The organism is Bernardetia sp. Wsw4-3y2 (assembly GCF_037126295.1).
Taxonomy (GTDB): Bacteria; Bacteroidota; Bacteroidia; order Cytophagales; family Bernardetiaceae; genus Bernardetia.
Genome location: NZ_CP147017.1, coordinates 3,809,068 through 3,826,888 on the forward strand (window position 1 = coordinate 3,809,068; position 17,821 = coordinate 3,826,888).

The 17,821-nt window shown below is 30.6% G+C and carries 13 protein-coding genes; 8 read left to right on the plus strand and 5 right to left on the minus strand.

What is annotated here, in order from left to right; genetic code table 11:
- Window positions 1-96 precede the first annotated feature (96 nt).
- The 5 genes from guaA to V9L05_RS15665 all read right to left on the minus strand — a co-directional run bounded on the left by guaA (window position 97) and on the right by V9L05_RS15665 (window position 7,600).
- The gene (guaA, locus tag V9L05_RS15645) at window positions 97-1,635 is read right to left on the minus strand and encodes a glutamine-hydrolyzing GMP synthase (RefSeq protein WP_338812785.1); all 1,539 of its coding nucleotides are present in this window, start codon (window positions 1,633-1,635) and stop codon (window positions 97-99) included.
- Window positions 1,636-1,671: 36 nt separating this feature from the next.
- Complete coding sequence (locus tag V9L05_RS15650) at window positions 1,672-3,441, minus strand: serine hydrolase (protein ID WP_338812786.1); 1,770 nt, start codon at window positions 3,439-3,441, stop codon at window positions 1,672-1,674.
- A 54-nt stretch (window positions 3,442-3,495) separates the two neighbouring features.
- Window positions 3,496-4,632, minus strand: coding sequence for a nuclear transport factor 2 family protein (locus V9L05_RS15655; RefSeq protein ID WP_338812788.1), 1,137 nt, complete (start codon window positions 4,630-4,632; stop codon window positions 3,496-3,498).
- Between the two features lie 140 nt (window positions 4,633-4,772).
- Window positions 4,773-5,894 (minus strand): helix-turn-helix domain-containing protein, encoded by a 1,122-nt coding sequence (locus tag V9L05_RS15660; protein WP_338812789.1) that lies wholly within the window; start codon window positions 5,892-5,894, stop codon window positions 4,773-4,775.
- 332 nt (window positions 5,895-6,226) lie between these two features.
- Window positions 6,227-7,600 (minus strand): hypothetical protein, encoded by a 1,374-nt coding sequence (locus V9L05_RS15665; RefSeq protein ID WP_338812790.1) that lies wholly within the window; start codon window positions 7,598-7,600, stop codon window positions 6,227-6,229.
- 123 nt (window positions 7,601-7,723) lie between these two features.
- On the opposite strand from V9L05_RS15665, the gene V9L05_RS15670 reads away from it, so the two are divergent.
- The 8 genes from V9L05_RS15670 to V9L05_RS15705 all read left to right on the plus strand — a co-directional run bounded on the left by V9L05_RS15670 (window position 7,724) and on the right by V9L05_RS15705 (window position 17,784).
- Entirely contained in the window at window positions 7,724-9,586 is a 1,863-nt protein-coding gene (locus V9L05_RS15670) for a carbamoyltransferase (protein WP_338812791.1), read from the plus strand.
- Between the two features lie 89 nt (window positions 9,587-9,675).
- Complete coding sequence (locus tag V9L05_RS15675) at window positions 9,676-9,825, plus strand: DUF5989 family protein (RefSeq protein ID WP_338767018.1); 150 nt, start codon at window positions 9,676-9,678, stop codon at window positions 9,823-9,825.
- Between the two features lie 10 nt (window positions 9,826-9,835).
- Window positions 9,836-10,198, plus strand: coding sequence for a hypothetical protein (locus V9L05_RS15680; RefSeq protein ID WP_338812792.1), 363 nt, complete (start codon window positions 9,836-9,838; stop codon window positions 10,196-10,198).
- A 493-nt stretch (window positions 10,199-10,691) separates the two neighbouring features.
- On the plus strand, window positions 10,692-10,868 hold the full coding sequence (locus tag V9L05_RS15685) for a class I lanthipeptide (RefSeq protein WP_338792333.1): 177 nt from the start codon (window positions 10,692-10,694) through the stop codon (window positions 10,866-10,868).
- Between the two features lie 517 nt (window positions 10,869-11,385).
- On the plus strand, window positions 11,386-12,543 hold the full coding sequence (locus V9L05_RS15690) for an erythromycin esterase family protein (RefSeq protein WP_338812793.1): 1,158 nt from the start codon (window positions 11,386-11,388) through the stop codon (window positions 12,541-12,543).
- A 1-nt stretch (window position 12,544) separates the two neighbouring features.
- Window positions 12,545-13,438, plus strand: coding sequence for an LLM class flavin-dependent oxidoreductase (locus V9L05_RS15695; protein WP_338812794.1), 894 nt, complete (start codon window positions 12,545-12,547; stop codon window positions 13,436-13,438).
- Window positions 13,422-14,573 (plus strand): lanthionine synthetase LanC family protein, encoded by a 1,152-nt coding sequence (locus V9L05_RS15700; protein ID WP_338812795.1) that lies wholly within the window; start codon window positions 13,422-13,424, stop codon window positions 14,571-14,573. Before V9L05_RS15695 ends, V9L05_RS15700 begins: the two co-directional genes overlap by 17 nt.
- Window positions 14,574-14,667: 94 nt before the next feature.
- The gene (locus V9L05_RS15705) at window positions 14,668-17,784 is read left to right on the plus strand and encodes a lantibiotic dehydratase (protein ID WP_338812796.1); all 3,117 of its coding nucleotides are present in this window, start codon (window positions 14,668-14,670) and stop codon (window positions 17,782-17,784) included.
- Window positions 17,785-17,821: the final 37 nt, after the last annotated feature.

The following is a 17,821-nucleotide window of genomic DNA, read 5'->3' on the forward strand; positions in this document are numbered from 1 at the left end:
TCACTGACTTTCAGTTGTATTTATCTTGTGTTTCATTTTAAAACCGATAGCTCGGCGAAGCCAAATCATACAAATCACTCGCTAATTAATTCAAAACTATTCCCATTCAATAGTAGCAGGAGGTTTTGAGCTAATATCATAAACTACTCTGTTTACACCTCTTACATTATTGATAATTTTGTTGGAAATATCAGCTAAAAATTCATAAGGCAAATGACACCAATCGGCTGTCATTCCGTCCAAACTTGTAACGGCACGCAAAGCCACTACATTTTCGTAGGTACGTTCATCTCCCATTACACCAACCGAATTGACAGGCAAAAGAATAGAACCAGCTTGCCAAACCTCATCATACAAACCTGCATCTCTGAGTCCATTGATAAAAATAGCATCTACTTCTTGCAAAATATCTACTCTATCTACTGAAACTGCTCCTAAAATACGAATAGCTAATCCAGGTCCTGGGAAAGGATGGCGTTGTAAGATAAAATTATCGATGCCAAGCTCTGCGCCTACTCTTCTAACTTCATCTTTAAACAAATCACGTAAAGGCTCTACAATTTTGAGATTCATCTTTTCAGGAAGTCCACCCACATTGTGATGCGATTTGATAGTAGCAGAAGGACCTTTTACAGAAACAGATTCGATTACATCTGGATAAATTGTTCCTTGTCCGAGCCATTTTACATCTTGAATTCGTTTTGCTTCTTCATCAAAAACTTCAATAAATGTAAAACCAATTGCTTTACGCTTGTCTTCTGGGTCGGTTTTGTCTTTTAGCTTGTGATAAAAACGTTCTTTTGAATCTACGCCAGTTACATTTAAGCCCATTTTGTGATAGGTTTCCAAAACTTGTTCGAATTCTCCTTTTCTCAAAAGACCATTATCTACAAAAATTCCATATAGATTTTTTCCAATTGCTTTATGTAAAAGAACAGCAGCAACTGTAGAATCTACGCCACCCGAAAGAGCCAAAACAACTTTATCATTACCTAATTTCTCTTTCAAAGATTGAATAGTATCCTCTACAAAAGCAGCAGGAGTCCAGTCTTGCGAACATTTACAAATATTGACTAAGAAATTTTCTACAATTTTTTTGCCGTCTGTCGAATGAGTTACTTCTGGGTGGAATTGCAAACCATACGTAGGTTCGCCTTTAAAATGATAGGCTGCCACAGGAATACTCGCTGTTTTGGCAATCACTTCAATAGAATTTGGAAGAGAATAAATACTATCTCCATGAGACATCCAAATTTGAGAATCGGCTGTGATTCCTTCCAAAAGTGGATTTTCTGTAACAGGAATTAGTTTTGCTCTGCCATATTCACGAGTTTCTGAGCGTTTGACTTCGCCTTCGTGGGTATGAGCTAAAAGTTGTGCGCCATAACAAACAGCTAAAATAGGTAGTTTTTTGCGCCATTCTGAAATTTGTGGTACTCTAGGCGAATCTTCTTGATGCACCGAATACGGACTCCCTGAAAGAATAATTCCTTTAATTTCACCAGATGAAAGGTCAAGTTGAGGGATGTTATTAAAAGGGTGTATTTCACAAAATACGTTGAGTTCACGAACACGACGAGCAATAAGCTGTGTATATTGTGAACCAAAATCTAGGATAATAATTTTTTCTTGCATACGCAAAGGTAAGAAAAGCGTTTTTTTCTGAAAACTTTATTCTTCCTTTTTAATAAAATAGACTTCTGCTATTTTTCCTTCCTTCATTTTATAAATAGCAATAGCTTCTAATGATTGGTCTCCATAAAAACCAGTAACTAATTCTTGGTCAATGATAGTATTTCCTAGCACTTCTCTACTTGTAACTAGGCAATTCAAATTAGGAGATTTTTGAAATAAATCTTGGTAGGTAGTTCTTAAAAACTCTTTTCCTTTTCCTAATAATTGATTTGGAAAGTTATAAATGGCAATATCTTCGTGGTAAGTATCTAAAAAAGCATTTATATCTCTGTTGTTATATGCTTTTAGTTGCTGATCAATACTAGTTACTTCTTTAATTGTAGGTTTTACTTTGTCAAATTGCATATTTTTTGCCCCAAAATTAGAAATATAGAAGCCTTCTATTTTATCATTTGCTTCAAAAAATTCAAGTTCAAAAGCAAAACTATTTATTCCATCAAATTTATTTTTTCCTGTTTCTGTTAATGAAATATCATCTAATCTTGGGTGCGTCATTACTAACTGTCCATCTTTTAGTTTGACTTGATATTGAGTAGCTAATTCTTCGTTATAATAAATTCCTTCATAAGAATTGAGTTGATTAGAGTAGGGCTTCTCTTCTGTATTATCTGGATTTGTCTTAGAAGTATCTTTTTTTGTTTCTTTGAGGTAATCTTTTAAAAATATTTCAGCTAAAGGATAACTCTTTTCTATCGTAGTATAATGTTCATTATTGCTCAGCGTAATGACTGCAAATTCTTTTTTTGGAAACCTCGTCAGTACTGCTCTAAAGCCTGCATCATGTCCTCCATGGCTAAGAACTTTCAGACCTTTATACTCATAACTTAACTGACCTTTAGCATAATACAAATCTTGTTCTGGTGTGTGCGCCCAAATAACAGGACTATTGTCATCAAGATAAGATATTTCATTAAATTTTTTTATTAACTTCGCATTTCCTACTAGAGGGTTATGAAAATTCGAAACCCATTTAGCTAAATCCTCAACTGTTGTAAAAAGACTGGTTGCACCGACTGTAGTATAACTGAGTGTACGCTTATTAAAATTCCCCTCTACTTTTTCATAGGAATAAGCTCTATTTTTTATTAATTTATTATAATCATCATAAAATAGGGTATTGGTCATTTTTAAAGGATTAAAAATATTTTCTTGGCAATACTGTGCAAAACTCTTCCCTGAAACTCGTTCTATTATTACTGCTGCAAGTGTATAACCTGTATTGCTGTACATAAATTGAGTTCCAGTTTCAAAATTGAGTTTCTTCTGTTTACTGACAAGTTTCAAAATCTGATTTTCTGTAATTACATCATCCAGTCTCCAGCCTGCTAAGGTAAGCAAAGCCCATTGGTCTCTTAGTCCACTCGTATGTGCCAAGAGGTGTTTTATTTTGATTATTTTATCATATTGAGGAAGTTCTGGAATATATTTTATTACATCGTCTTCTAAAGAAATTTTACCTTCTTCTTGAAGTAAATAAATAGCAAAGGCAGTAAACTGTTTTGAAACCGAACCAACATTAAAAGAAGTGGTTGTGTTGATTGGAAGATTGTATTCAAGATTGGCTAAACCATATCCCTTCTGAAAAATTGTTTTTCCATCTTGTACAACAGCTACTGCTACACCTGCTGTATTTCCACTATATTCTGAAAAAAGAGAATCTATTTGAGTTTCAAGTTTTGATTCTGTTTGAGCAAATAATTTATTATTACAGATAACGAGAAGAATAAAAAATGATAAATATTTCATAGTTTTTTTAATTTAATTGAAACTAATGGTTTTGAATTATATTTGAATAGTATATTAATTTTCTTTTTCAACTATTTCTTGCCAAGAGTAACTCTTATGTACAATTTTCCAAGTACCTTCATATTTGAGTAGTAGAAAGTAGTCAGTAAAAATTCTCCAGTTTGGAATTACTATTTCGGCTTTCGCTATGGCAGCATCTTTCTCTATATCGACGGAAATAATACGTCCTATTCGACTCGTTTTTTTGCCCTCTTTTATTGCAGAAATATATTTTTCTCCCGAGCGAATCCATAAAGTATCTTCAGCTACTGTATAGAGATTAAAGTCTGGATGGAATGCTCTTCGAAGTCTTTCTGGTTCTCCGTTTCCTGTTCCTTCGATATAATCTATTAAGGTGGCTCTAATTTGCTCTAGCTCACTCTTTTGCACTATTCTATTCTTGTTTTTGAAGTTTTGGTTTATTAGTTTTATCACTTCTTCTGCGATTTTTGTAGCTGAACTTGGGTCTTGCCCTGTTACAAATCTTTCATCAACACTATAAAACTCATCATTTCCTTTATCAGAATAAATAAAAACTCCTTCATTGTTTTTTATAGCTTCATCTATGGCAAAAGGAAAAGTTTTGTAATACTCCTTTTCTTTTTTCTCAAAACTATCTGGATAACCTGTTATTTTTCTTCCTGCATAAAGTGATTTGCCGTTTTTATCTTTTAAATAAGCAATGCCTGCACTTCCATGACATATTGTTGAGATGATTCCATTATTAGTATAGATTTCTTGGGCAATGTTCTGCAGAGTTTTATTTTCTGCCACGCCATACATCGCTGCTCCTCCTCCACTATAAAAAATGGCTACATAGTCCTCAGTCCTAATTTCATTTGGTGTTACCGTGTTTTTGAGTTTATTCATAAAAAAACCATCATACAAATATTTTTCCTGAATACTATCAGATGTGTTGATATAACCTATAGGAATAGCTCCTCCTTCAGGACTAACAAAATCAATCATAAAACCTGCTTTTGTAAATATATCGTAAGGAACGACGATTTCTCCAAAATGATTGGAAGTTTTGATATTTGTATCTCCATAATAATGTTGATTTGAAGTAACAAAGAGAATTTTTTGCTGTGCAAAAGTGCTAGTCAGTTTGAAGCATAGCAAGACGAATAATACAAATTTTACTGTACTCATAATGTCAAAAGTTTAATTTTTAGATTCTTAAATTAGATTTGACACAAGAATAGAAATTAAAAATCAGACATAGGTTTTAGTTTATAAATCTGTAGTACGAGTTTATAAATTAGGACATTTTGATAGGAAGAAAAGGAGAATTATTTTTTATACTTTTTCTTGTAACTAGCTGGTGTGTAGTTAGTTATCTTTTTGAAAGTAGAGAAGAACGTAGATTTTGAATTAAATCCACATTCGTAGCCAATGGCTTCTAGTGTATATGAATCATTTAAGAGTAAAAGCTTTTTTGCAGCCTCAATTCGATGTTCATTTATGTAAAGAGGAAAACTTTTGTTTAGATTATCATTCAGAAATTGTGATAAATAATGAGGCAAGACGTTGATTTTTTCGGCTAAATCAGGGAGCTTGAGGTTTGGATCTCTGAATAGCTCTTCTTCTGCAATTATTCTTTCTATCCTTGTTTTCAGTTGATTTGCTTCTTGCTCATCTATTTTTTTATTCGCATATTTTTCAATAGGTTTTGGAGCAGCTTTTTCTTTGTTACTTTCTAAATTATGTAATTGTTGGTCTTTACTGATTTTATTTTTTACTTCTGTTGAATTAGAGCGTTTTAAAAACCAAAACAGTCCTAAAATATAAAAAACAAAAGAAAAAGATAAAGCTCCTACAATATAAGAGGCATACGAACCAAAAACATAAGCAGTCCAAATACACAACACCCCAAAGAAAATATTTACTTGCCAAATTTGGCTTTCACTAAGTTTTGTGTTTTTTGTAAATAATTTTTTAAGCTCATTTCTCAACTCCCAAGCACTAAGCAAAATATAAACAAACCATTGTAGGTAAATCATTTTGACAAAATAATTCCAAAGCAAACGGTTTTCGGAGTAGGAATAGAAATAATTGAAAATAGAGATGCAAATAAGCCAAAGCAATACGTGAATCCACCAATAAGTTGATTTATTTTTATTTTCTGCTTTTTCTGAATCACTATCACTACTTGCCTTTATATAAAAGTCAAGAAAAACACCAATTAAAAGACAAGCCGAAAGCCCAATCTGTATAAAAATATCAAAAATTTTATCATTAAAGAATAAAAATATGGATTTAGTAATCCGAACACTGATAACAAAAAGAAGACCTCCTAAAAAATAATCAGAATTTTTTTTCTTGGAAAAAAAAACAAAATAAGCTGCTAACAAAAACCCATTGAAAGCTCCTAAAGCACTAAAGAAGAATAAAATTTGTTTTTCTAAGCCCATATTATTTAGATAAATTCAAAAAGTATATTTTCACAGTCATTGCTTACTAGCAAGTGATTACTATTTATTGGGCATCCTAAAGTGCATATTGCGAACCAAAATCTAGGATAATAATTTTTTCTTGCATACGCAAAGGTAAGAAAAGCCTTTTTTTCTAAAAACTTTAATTGAATCAAAAACCTACCAAATGAAAATTAAATCAAAATAAAAAATAAGAATTTCTATTGTATTACACTTTCTAAGGGATTGAAATTAAATACTGTTTTTTAATCAACTAATAATCAGTAGTTTAAATTAGCTTTGCTGCTTTGACAGGTCGTAATTCGTAATTTTTAATTCGTAATTGTACTTAAGCTATCAATCTCTTCTATTCCTAAAACGATTTTTTCAAAAGGATTTTTTATGGCTTCTTTTACTAATTTGTGTCCTTCTGCATTCCAATGTCCGTCTCCTTGTATGAAATATTTTTTATTTACCTGTTCAAAAGAAGTTTCTTTTACCTTTTCTTCAAAAACTGGAAATAAATTGATGAAATGAATGTTATTTTTCTGTGTAAACCTTTCCCATGTTTCTAACTGTCTTTTATGATTATTTATCATAGTAGCCCACGGATAAACAGCAATAGTAAGTTTGATGTTTTTTTCTTTACAGAGTTCTACTAGTTTTTGCATGTGGTTTTCAGCAAGCTTAATTCCTTCTTTTCCCCATTCTTGATAAACAGCATCATTATCTATCCAAGATAGTCTATTGCTTATATACTTTATTTTTTCATCTGCTTCTGGGTCAGCAAAAAACTTATTATAAGTATTAGAAACTAATCTCACCAATAATGAGTGATTTTTATAAATATCCAAAAGAGAGTTGTCATCTTTTTTATTATAACGATAATAGTCTATTGTTCCTGCTTGAGGGACAAATTTTTCATTGCAATTAGGTTCAAAGTCTTTATAATTTATTTCATCTTGAATATCTGAGCCATCTATGAAAACCCATAAATAATCAATCTTAAAGTTTTCTACTTCGGTATAATATTTTATTTTGTTGTAGTAAACAAGAGGAGAATAAGAAATACAGCCAGCGTTCCAAAGTTCTATTTGATTATTGGTTGAAAACTCTTGTCTCATTCGTCCAAAAAAAGTATTTTGATAAATTACTCCTACTCCTTCTGTAAAAGAATCTCCAATAAAGACAACTTGTTTTTTATCCAAATTCTGTTTTGCTTCAAAAACAGAAGAGTCTTTAAAGGCAAAAGAATTTGTGTAAAGAGGATATTTAATATCTCCCCAAACTCCTTCTACTGCCATATTTTGCACTAGACCATGATGAAAACAAGGATGTGGTGTTCTGTAATAACTTGCTTTATAGATTCTTTCTACTTCTTTTTCATTGAAAAAAGCAAAACCAAAAAAATCTATCAGAATTACAAAAAACAGAATAAAACAAATAAATACACTTCCTGCATTTCGTTTCAAAAAATCTTTAGACGTAGGCGCAAAATTTCCTTTCAGCCTTCGTATTACTTCGGGTAACCAAAGCAATGCTGAGAGAATCAAAAATACCTGCATGAAACCTACAAAAACATAAGTACCCCAAAATATGATTTTCCCGTCACCATCTCCAACACTTATGTCAAATCCATATTGTAAGAGCCAAAGAAACACTGCAATAAGTAAAAAGGAAAGACTAGGATTTAATTTTTTAAACATTTTATAGATTTAGTTTTTTCAGTAGAAATTTGTTTTTGTAGTAAAAACTCCTTTCAAAAGTATGTAGTTCTAATAATAAATCCTAATTTTGTAGTTCATACATTTCTACATTACTATTAGCAAATGAATATTCTCGGCATTTCAGCATTTTATCACGATTCGGCAGCAGCACTTCTCCAAGACGGAAAAATAATTGCAGCAGCTCAAGAAGAACGTTTTACACGAATAAAACATGACCCAAATTTTCCTACACAGGCTATAAAATACTGTTTGGAAGAATCTGGACTTACACTTGATAAACTAGATGCAATTGTTTTTTATGACAAACCTCTTCTCAAATTTGAACGCCTTTTAGAAACCTATTATGCTTTTTCTCCAAAAGGCTTACTTTCTTTTTTGACGGCAATTCCTGTTTGGCTAAAAGAAAAAATGTTTTTGAAACGCATGATTTATCAAGAGCTAAAAGAAATAGAAGACTACGACAAAAAAAGTTTTAAACTTCTCTTTCCCGAACATCACTTATCACATGCTGCAAGTGCTTTCTATCCTTCAAATTATGAAGATGCAGCCATTCTTACAATTGACGGTGTAGGAGAATGGGCAACTGTTTCGATTTGTCATGGAAAAGGAAAAGATATTACAATTCTGAAAGAACTACAATTTCCTCATTCTTTAGGTCTTTTGTACTCTGCTTTTACCTATTATACAGGTTTTAAAGTAAATTCAGGAGAATATAAATTGATGGGACTTGCTCCTTATGGAAATCCAGAAGCAGACCAAACCAAAGAATTTGTAAGAAAAATAAAAGAAACTCTTTGTCATATTTATCCCGATGGTTCTATTTGGTTAGACCAATCATATTTCAATTATGCGACAGGATTACGCATGATTCAAGAAAAAAAATGGGAACAGCTTTTTGGTGTGCCCACAAGAAAGTCAGAAACTCCAATCGATCAAGTGCATTGTGATTTGGCTTTGGCTATTCAGCAAGTGACAGAAGAAGTAGTTATTTTGATGGCACATGAAGCAAAACGCCTGACAGGTTCAAAAAATCTTTGTATGGCTGGTGGTGTTGCTCTCAACTGTGTTGCAAATGGAAAACTAGAAAAAGAGAATATTTTTGAGAATATTTTTATTCAGCCAGCAGCAGGTGATGCTGGTGGTGCTTTGGGTGCAGCACAAGCAGCTTATCATATTTATTTCGGACAAGAAAGAGAGATTACTGATACTTTAGACCAAATGCAGGGTAGTTATTTAGGGCCTCAATATTCAGAATTAGATATTCAGAAGATGGGCAAAAAATACAATGCTGTTTCAGAAAAGTATGCTAATTTTGATGATTTAGCTAGAAAAACAGCTTCTCTTTTAGCAGAAGGAAATGTAATTGGTTGGTTTCAAGGAAGAATGGAGTTTGGTCCTAGAGCTTTGGGAGGTAGAAGTATCTTAGGAGATGCACGTAACCCAGAAATGCAGAAAAAATTAAACTTGAAAATTAAATATAGAGAGGGGTTTAGACCTTTTGCACCTTCAGTTTTGGCTGAAAAAGTAGAAGAGTATTTTGAGCAAACAACACCTTCTCCATATATGCTTTTGGTGCAGCCTGTCAAAGAATCTCGTCAAAATAAATTTCCAGATAATTACAATTCATTGCCTTTAATGGAAAAGTTGTATTTTCTCAGAAGTGATTTGCCTTCTATTACCCACATTGATTATTCGGCTCGTATTCAGACTGTTCATAAGGAAACAAACCCAAGATACTGGAAACTCATTAGTGCTTTTGAAGAGCAAACAGGATATGCTTTGGTAGTCAATACAAGTTTTAATGTACGTGGAGAGCCTATCGTTTGTACACCAGAAGATGCTTATAAATGTTTGATGCGTACAGAAATGGATTATTTAGTAATTGGAGATTTTATTTTTGATAAAAAACTTCAACCTGAATGGGCTGAAAAAGATGATTGGCGTACAGAATTTGCATTAGACTAATTATAATTTCTGTAAAATACTCTTTAGAGTGTTTTGTACTGAAAATTTGATTTACACTAAAAATAAACTCATTAAAAAATAGAAAGAATATGGATTTTTTAAAAGATTTATGGGCATTTATGATGCAACGTAAAAAGTTTTGGCTTGCTCCAATGATTATTATTTTGATGCTTTTGGGCGTTCTTATTGTTATTGGTGGTGGTTCTGCTATTGCTCCTTTTATTTATACCTTATTTTAAAAATTAAATTATGCAAAGAGTAAAAGTAGTCGAAGCCTTATTAGCCATTATGGTTGGTTTTATGGTATTTTATTTTGTCTTTAAGATAGATATTTTGTTATATATTTCTTTTGGAATTGGAGTGATTGCTCTCTTTTGGAATTGGCTTGCTGAAAAAATAGCTTGGGTCTGGCTCAAGTTTGCAGGTGTTTTAGGAGTGATAAATGGAAAGATTTTACTTTCTATTGTCTTTTTTATCTTCCTTACTCCAATCGCCTTTATGAATAGGCTTTTTTCTAAGAATATGTTGCAACTCAAAAAAGAAGATCAGGATTCTGTCTTTGTAGAAAGAAATCTAAAATATAAAAAAGAAGATTTAGAAAATATTTTCTAAAAAAAATACATACAGTTCAAAAAACAGTCTATGCAAAAGTATAGGCTTTTTTTTTGACCTTCTTTACAAGAAAAATAAATATAATATTTTTGATATAAATTAATTGTGTTTTTTGTATAAGTAGAATTTGATTTTTAAACTAGTCGTGAAATATTTGATTTATTTTTAACGTAAAAAAGAGTGATAATTAACAGTGATAATTTACATTTTTTATAAATAAAACGGATTTTTTGACTGATTAACTAATAAAAGAGTGTTTTTTTGTTAAAAAAAGATATAAAATACTAAAATAACTGTAGTGACTGAACTATGATTAATTTATTTTTCAAGTGATTTTTTATTAAAATAAATAGTATTTTATTTGTGTTTTAAGAAAATGATTTTTACATTTGCCATATCAGAAATATAATTTATTTAATTTTGATGAATGGCGAAATCCGAAAAGCCTTTAAAAGAGTAGGAAAATTAACTAACCTTATTAATCTATTTAAAGATGAAGTTGAAATTAAAAAAAGAAAAAATTGTTGTTTTGACAGACGAGCAACAAGCATCTATCAACGGTGGACAAGCACCTGCAGAATTAGCTTTGACAGGAAGTCGTTTAATCCATTGTGGATCTAGAAAAGTTTGCTCTCATTCATGTAAAGCAATTGTTTGTATTCCTTTGTAATCTGATAGAAGCTGATTCTCATTTGGCTTCTCTAAATTTAAGACAACTGTACCAAAATTTTCTCCCCCTTGTTATTGAGCTTTAAATGAAGTTTTAACTTTAAAAAGTAATTTATCTTTATTATATTATTATATATGAAAGTTTTTCTATTTTCATTAAAGAGCCTTTGTTAATTTTGGTGCGGTTGCCTTACTGTTTATTTTATTTTAAATAAAAAAATCTTGTTTTGACAGGCGAAAAATAAGTAAAGTATCTGTTAAATAGTGGAGAAGAATTAACTTTAAGAGGAAGTTATTTAATTTAATTAGTTTGTGGTTCTAGAAATGAGGGCGAGTGCTTTCTTTAAATTCATGTAAATTTGTTCTTTGCACTCCTGTTTAGTCGGAATAAAAAAAAGAAGCTAGACAAGAAATTTATCTTCTTTTTTGAATTAAATTTTTAGTATAGAATCAAAATAATTTTTATGTGGTATAAAATACTGGTATTGTTAGTATTGAATTTATTATTATATAACCAAATGAGCCAAGCTCAAATAAATGAAAAAATTGCAGATAATCTTAGTGAAGAAATTGAAATAGTAGCATTAGGTGATCCTAATCATTATGAGGGAACTATCAATACACATCGTATAGATTTGATAAAAGAATTAGTTAAGAAAAAAGACTTTAAAGTCATTGTCTTTGAATCCAATACATTTGGCATGTATCATTCTTATAAAAGGTTTTTAAAATCGAAAGATCCTCAAGATTTATTTAATGGTATGTATGCAAATTTCAAATGTCAAGAATTGGTAGAATTATTTGATTTTGTAGAGGAGCAAAATAAAAAAGGAGATTCTATTAGTATTGCAGGGTTTGATAGTAATTATTCAGGAAAAACAACAATGGAATATCTTTTTCCAGCTTTAGATAACTATCTTATAGATAAGAAATTGTTGTCAAAGAAAGAACAAAAAGAATATTATACGAATCTAAAAAAATCAAATATTGTTAATTTGAAAGTTTTGTTTATGAATAGAGGTAGAATTGTAGCTGAACTTATTCCTCCCACAAAAAAAATATTAAGTTCACTAGAAAAAAAAGGAAATAAGACTCAAAACGAACAATTTTTACAACAACAACTACAGAATATTATTCAGTTACGTGATAATAGAGAAGATAAGAATAGCATGAGTTTTTGGAATAGAAGAGATTATTATATGCTAAATAATATAGAGTTTCTTAGAAAAGAATATCCTAATCAAAAAATGATTTTGTGGGGAGCTTCGGGACATTTTTTGAAAGAGCCTTCAAAAGTAAATACTGATTTCTTTAAAGATGAGAAGTTAGTTATTATTGGAAATAGACTTAAAGAAAGATACAAAGAAAAATATTTTTTTGTAGCTTATGCAGCTTTTTCTGGAAAAAGATATGTAGGTATAGGAAATGCAAAGATTGATGCTCCCAAAGAAAATACATTAGAATATGTAGCATTACAAAAAAGTAAGGAGGGAAAAGCAGAATCCTATTTAATGAATTTTTCTTCGCAACTTGATATTCCTCAGTCAGAGCAGAAAGATAAAATTAACTCAAGGATACTTGGACATCAAGATACAGAAATGGAGATACAAGAAGTATGTGATGCTGTTATTTTTCTCAATAATTGCCAACCTTATACAAAATATAAAGCAAAATAATATGAAACTAGGAATTCTTGATTTAGGACTCATTTCACTAGAAACAGAAAGTTCTGCTGATGTATTGAATAATACTTTTTCTGCTGTTCAACTTGCTGAAGAATTAGGTTTTGAGAGGTATTGGTTAGCTGAGCATCATGCGCCTGATACAGCTTGGAGAAATACCGATTTAATGGTCGCTATGGCTGCTGGCTTTACAGAAAAAATAAAAGTAGGTTCGGCAGGTGTTATTATATCTGTCAATAATTCGTATAGAGTTGCAAGTAATTTTCGTTTGGCTTCTGCTCTTTATAGTGATAGAATAGAATTAGGATTAGCAAGAGGTTCGGTTACAGAAACTTATGCCAAGCATTTATTAGATATAGATATTAAAGATGTTGATTTAGAAAAAAAATATGAAGATTTGATATTGTTTGCACGAAATCAACATACACAAATCCCAGTTCCTCCCTATGGAACTCAAAACCCTGCACTGTGGACATTAAGTAGTGGCACTGGAGGAATGGAAAGTGCCATCAAACATAATCTTGATTATTGTATCTCTTTATTTCATGGAAATGAGTGGAGTCAAGAATTAGCAGAGGCTATCAAAAAATTTAGAGACGTTTTTTATGAAAAAAATGAGCGTATTCCTAATGTAGTTATTGCATGTGCAGGAGTTTGTAGTGATACAAATGAAAATGCAGAATTGAAATTGAATAATTTTTTAGGTAATGGCTCAACTTGGAAACCAAATATTACAGGCTCTTATGAAAAGTGTCATGAAGAATTTGAAAAAATAACTAAAGATTCTGGAGTAGAAAATTTTGTGTTCTGTGATTTATCACATGCTTCTTTGAAAGAAGAAAATCTACATCATTTAAGCAAATTAATAGAAAATGAAGTATATGGATAATAATGATATTTTAAATTATTTTGATATTCAAAGTGAGGTTTTTTTTCAAAACACAAGTCTTATAGGAAATCTAGGCAGTTTATATCTTCTCTCAAATATAGATTCAACAAAAACAGAGGAGTTATTAGAAAAATTTTATGTAGAAGTACAAAACGCATCTTTTGTTCCTTCAAATATCTATGGACTCTCTGGAATTGGACTTTTGCTCACTTATTTGGATAAAGTAAACCCATCTGTTTTCAATTCTCACAAAACAGAGTTTGTAGCTGATTTTGCTGATGATATTTATGATAATGCACTTCAAATGAGTAAAGAGCTAAATTATGATACATTTGAAGGTCTTGTTTCAGTTCTCAATTTTTTTATTGCTTCTGAACAAAAACAAAAAACACATCAAACTTTACTTTTACTTCAAACTATTTCCTTACAACTTTATCAAAATGATAAATTAAATGACTTTGGTTTAGCACATGGAATTTGTGGAATTATTGCAGGACTTTGTAAGGGTTTTCTTCATCTTAAAGATTCTCTAAAGATAAAAGAAAAAGAAGAAATTGAAACTACTATTGCTTTATTGACTGAACATGTATTGACCCATGAATTAGAAAATAATCACTACTGTTTTCCCATGAATACAGAACAAGAATATAGTAGATTAGCTTGGTGTTATGGAGATTTATCTGTTTCTATTGCGCTGACTTGGGTTATGTTGGTATTTCCTCAAAATGAAAAAGTAAGGAAAAAACTTTCAGAGACGTTAGATAATGCCATAAATTTGAAAGACAATCAAAGAAATTATCTAGTCAATAATACAGATACACATAATATTACTTTTGATTTGGGTTTGTGCCATGGCTTGGCTGGAAATTGTCTGATTTTTAAAAGAATCAATGAAGTATTTCCTAAAAAAGAATTACAAACTGAAATAAAAAGACTTGAAAATGAAATTACCAAAGTTTTAGAGAAGGATAAATTTGATACAAAACTACCTATTCCTAATCAAGAAAATGAAATAGTTTGGCAAAGTGATTTTTCTCTTTTAGAAGGACTTTCTGGTGTTCTGTTAGTGCATCTTGACAATAAAATACAAAAAGGTTGGGATAGTCTTTTCTTAACTGATTTTCCAAATGTATAACATACTTCCTAGTCTGTTTCAAGAAATACTTATTTCTACAAAACACAATTCTTGATACTTAAATAAAATAACTTAGTTTTATAAAATAGTCAAAATGAATTATTATTTTTTACGTTCCCCTCTCAATCCTTTATTTAGTAAACAAGAAGCCGATGAGAAAGCTATATTTTTGTCTTCTCCAGAATTTCATTCTACTATTCAAGAATATAAAAAGGGAAATATAAAAAAAGATAAACTAGAAAAATATCAAATTTCTAAAACCAAATATGATTTGCGTTCTCGTTTTCGTTGTACGCCTTTTGGTGCTTTTTCAGGAATACACGCAGGAGAATTGAGTGACAAAACAGGAAATTTTGTTTATCAAGGAGTGAAAAAATATCATATTTCTTTGGATATGTCTGTATTGTCAAACTGGGTGGAAAAACTACATCAAATTCCTGAATTAGTTGCACTATTAAAATTATATCCAAACACGACATTATACCGACAAGCCGAAGATTTTAGATTTATAGAGCATTATAAAACAAATTCAACTCATAGAAAATATGCCATTACAAAAGTAGAATGGGATGAGTTTTTAGATAAAATAATCAATTTCTGTGAAGAAGGAAAGCAAATACATCAAATTGCTGAAATGCTTTTGGAGTTTGATATTACTTTAGAAGAATCTACAGAATTTATTCAAGAATTAGTAAGAGAACAAATTTTGATTACTGAGCTAGATTTGAAAGTTACAGGAGATCCTTTTGAAAAAATCATCAGAACTAGTCTTACACATCTTTTTTCTTTACATCCATATCTGAAAGAAATAGAGTTTTTAAGACAATCCGAATCTTTACTGATAGATTTGAATAGCTATTATAAAGAAAATAAACTTGAACCTAAAGATTTAGTAGCTTTTTCAAAAAGAGTAAAAGCATTAGAAATTCCATTTGAAATTAATACTTTATTTCAAGTAGATACTGTTTTGGCTATTCAAGAGTCTAAATTAAATTATTCTATAAAAAGAGAGGTTGCAAAAGCTACATATCTTTTAAGTAAAGTAGAAATTTTTAAAGAGCAACAACTTTTAGAGAGTTTTAAAGGTGCTTTTTTACAAAGATATGAAGAAAGAGAAGTTCCTTTGATGCAGGTACTGGACCCAGAAAATGGCTTGGGTTATCCTGTCAGAACACAATCTCAAAATGATACTGCACCTTTACTGGAAGGAATGCCTTTGCGCAGAATGACAGTTGTAAATCAAGAAAATAAAAATGATAAATGGTCTGCTGTATTAAGGAAGAAATTTATTGAAGCTCTCAAGAATAAAAGTGATTCTATTCAAATACAAAATAGTGACTTAAAAATACTGGGAATTGATACCAATGAAAAAGCAAATAATAGACCTCTGACTTATTCCTCATTAGTAAATATACTCGCTTCTTCTCAGAAGGAAATAGAAGATGGAGAGTACAAAATAAAACATGTAGCTACTTCGGGTTCTTCTGCCATAAATTTGTTAGGACGTTTTTGTTATGCTGATGAAAATACAGAAAAGCAAGTTTTAGAGATAGCAAAAAGAGAACAAGAATTAGTAAAAGATAAAATTCTTGCCGAGATAATTCATTTGCCTGAATCTCGTACAGGAAATATTATTGCTCGTCCTCAACTGCGAAACTATGAAATTCCGATTGGCGTTTTACCATCTGAAAAGGCAATTCCTATTTATTTAAATGATATTTTAGTTTCTATTTCAGAAGAGAAAATAAAACTTCGTTCGAAAAAATACAATAAAGAAATAGAGCCTAGAATGGCAAATGCTCATAATTATAGTTTTGGAGAAGTTCCTGTTTATCGTTTTTTGTGTGATTTGCAGGCGCAGGGAACAACCAATGATTTGACTTTTGATTGGGGAGAATTAGCCTCAGAATCCTATTTGCCTAGAGTAGAATTTGGAAAGGTCATACTTTGTTCTGCTCAATGGAAAATCAATTTGAAACACGTTGGTTTGAGTAAGAAAAGTTCTGTTGAAGAAGCTGTCTTAAAATTGCGAGATTATTTTAAAGATAAACAAATTCCTCAACTCCTAACTTTTGGTGATGGAGATAATATTTTGCCACTCTTTACAGAAAACGATGAAAATATAGCTGTTTTTTGGCAAGAATTAAGAAAAAAAACAGAAGTCACGGTAGAGGAAATGCTCTATACTTCAGATAATTTGTTTATCAAAGACGAAAAAGGAAATGGTTATACTAATGAATTTATTATTCCATTTGAGAATGAAATTGAAAATAAAAAAGTAGCAGAAAGTACGAATCTAGTTATAAGTAAAACTAACGAAAGTTCTGATGTACAAAGAGATTTTTATGTAGGTTCAGAATGGTTGTATTTCAAAATCTATACAGGAGTAAAAACAGCTGAGGAAATTTTGACAACTATTATTTATCCTCTATCAGAAAAACTAGTACAAGAAGGAAAAATAAAAGAATGGTTCTTTATCAGATATGCTGACCCTGAACATCATCTACGAGTACGATTTAAAGGTACAGGTAATTTCTATGAAAGTTTGATAAGCACGATGTATCAAAATTTGGATGCTTACATCAAAAATGAATTGGTTTGGAAAGTTCAGATTGACACCTATCAACGTGAGATAGAAAGATACGGAACTAAAAATATTATCAATAGTGAGCAGTTATTTTTTAGAGATAGCGTAGCTATTTCTAAGATTTTGAATACTATCAATGATGATAATTTGCGTTGGAAAGTAGGAATGCAAGGCGTTGATTTTCTGTTAAATGATTTTGGACTTATAGTTAGTCAGAAAAAATCAATTATGGAATTTTTATCTGTCGCATTTTTAAAAGAATTTGCTATTGAAGGTTCTTCAAAAATAAAACTACTTGCCAAAAAATATAGAGATAATAGAAAGGCAATTGAAAGTATTTTAGATAAAAATACTTCTACTCTATATACTCAGATTTATGAGCAAAGGAGTGAAAGTATAAAAAATGTAATTTTGGCAATTAAAGAATTACGTAAAAATTCAGAACTACAATTACCTTTAGAGGATTTGATAGCCAGTTATATCCACATGTTTTTGAATAGATTTTTTAGAGCAAGTCAGAGAAAACACGAGTGTATGATTTATTATATGCTTCATCAACATTACCGTTCTATTGAGGCTCGTGAAGCAAAAAAAGTGCTTAAAGAGGCTGTTTTGGAAGGTTAAGGTAAGGGAAATAAGCAAAGAAGCATTTCTATTAAAC

Bases quoted from the DNA above. Each gene is read 5' to 3' on its own strand.
- guaA (WP_338812785.1), bottom strand. From the start codon at position 1,635: ATGCAAGAAAAAATTATTATCCTAGATTTTGGTTCACAATATACACAG.
- V9L05_RS15650 (WP_338812786.1), bottom strand. From the start codon at position 3,441: ATGAAATATTTATCATTTTTTATTCTTCTCGTTATCTGTAATAATAAA.
- V9L05_RS15655 (WP_338812788.1), bottom strand. From the start codon at position 4,632: ATGAGTACAGTAAAATTTGTATTATTCGTCTTGCTATGCTTCAAACTG.
- V9L05_RS15660 (WP_338812789.1), bottom strand. From the start codon at position 5,894: ATGGGCTTAGAAAAACAAATTTTATTCTTCTTTAGTGCTTTAGGAGCT.
- V9L05_RS15665 (WP_338812790.1), bottom strand. From the start codon at position 7,600: ATGTTTAAAAAATTAAATCCTAGTCTTTCCTTTTTACTTATTGCAGTG.
- V9L05_RS15670 (WP_338812791.1), top strand. From the start codon at position 7,724: ATGAATATTCTCGGCATTTCAGCATTTTATCACGATTCGGCAGCAGCA.
- V9L05_RS15675 (WP_338767018.1), top strand. From the start codon at position 9,676: ATGGATTTTTTAAAAGATTTATGGGCATTTATGATGCAACGTAAAAAG.
- V9L05_RS15680 (WP_338812792.1), top strand. From the start codon at position 9,836: ATGCAAAGAGTAAAAGTAGTCGAAGCCTTATTAGCCATTATGGTTGGT.
- V9L05_RS15685 (WP_338792333.1), top strand. From the start codon at position 10,692: ATGAAGTTGAAATTAAAAAAAGAAAAAATTGTTGTTTTGACAGACGAG.
- V9L05_RS15690 (WP_338812793.1), top strand. From the start codon at position 11,386: ATGAGCCAAGCTCAAATAAATGAAAAAATTGCAGATAATCTTAGTGAA.
- V9L05_RS15695 (WP_338812794.1), top strand. From the start codon at position 12,545: ATGAAACTAGGAATTCTTGATTTAGGACTCATTTCACTAGAAACAGAA.
- V9L05_RS15700 (WP_338812795.1), top strand. From the start codon at position 13,422: ATGAAGTATATGGATAATAATGATATTTTAAATTATTTTGATATTCAA.
- V9L05_RS15705 (WP_338812796.1), top strand. From the start codon at position 14,668: ATGAATTATTATTTTTTACGTTCCCCTCTCAATCCTTTATTTAGTAAA.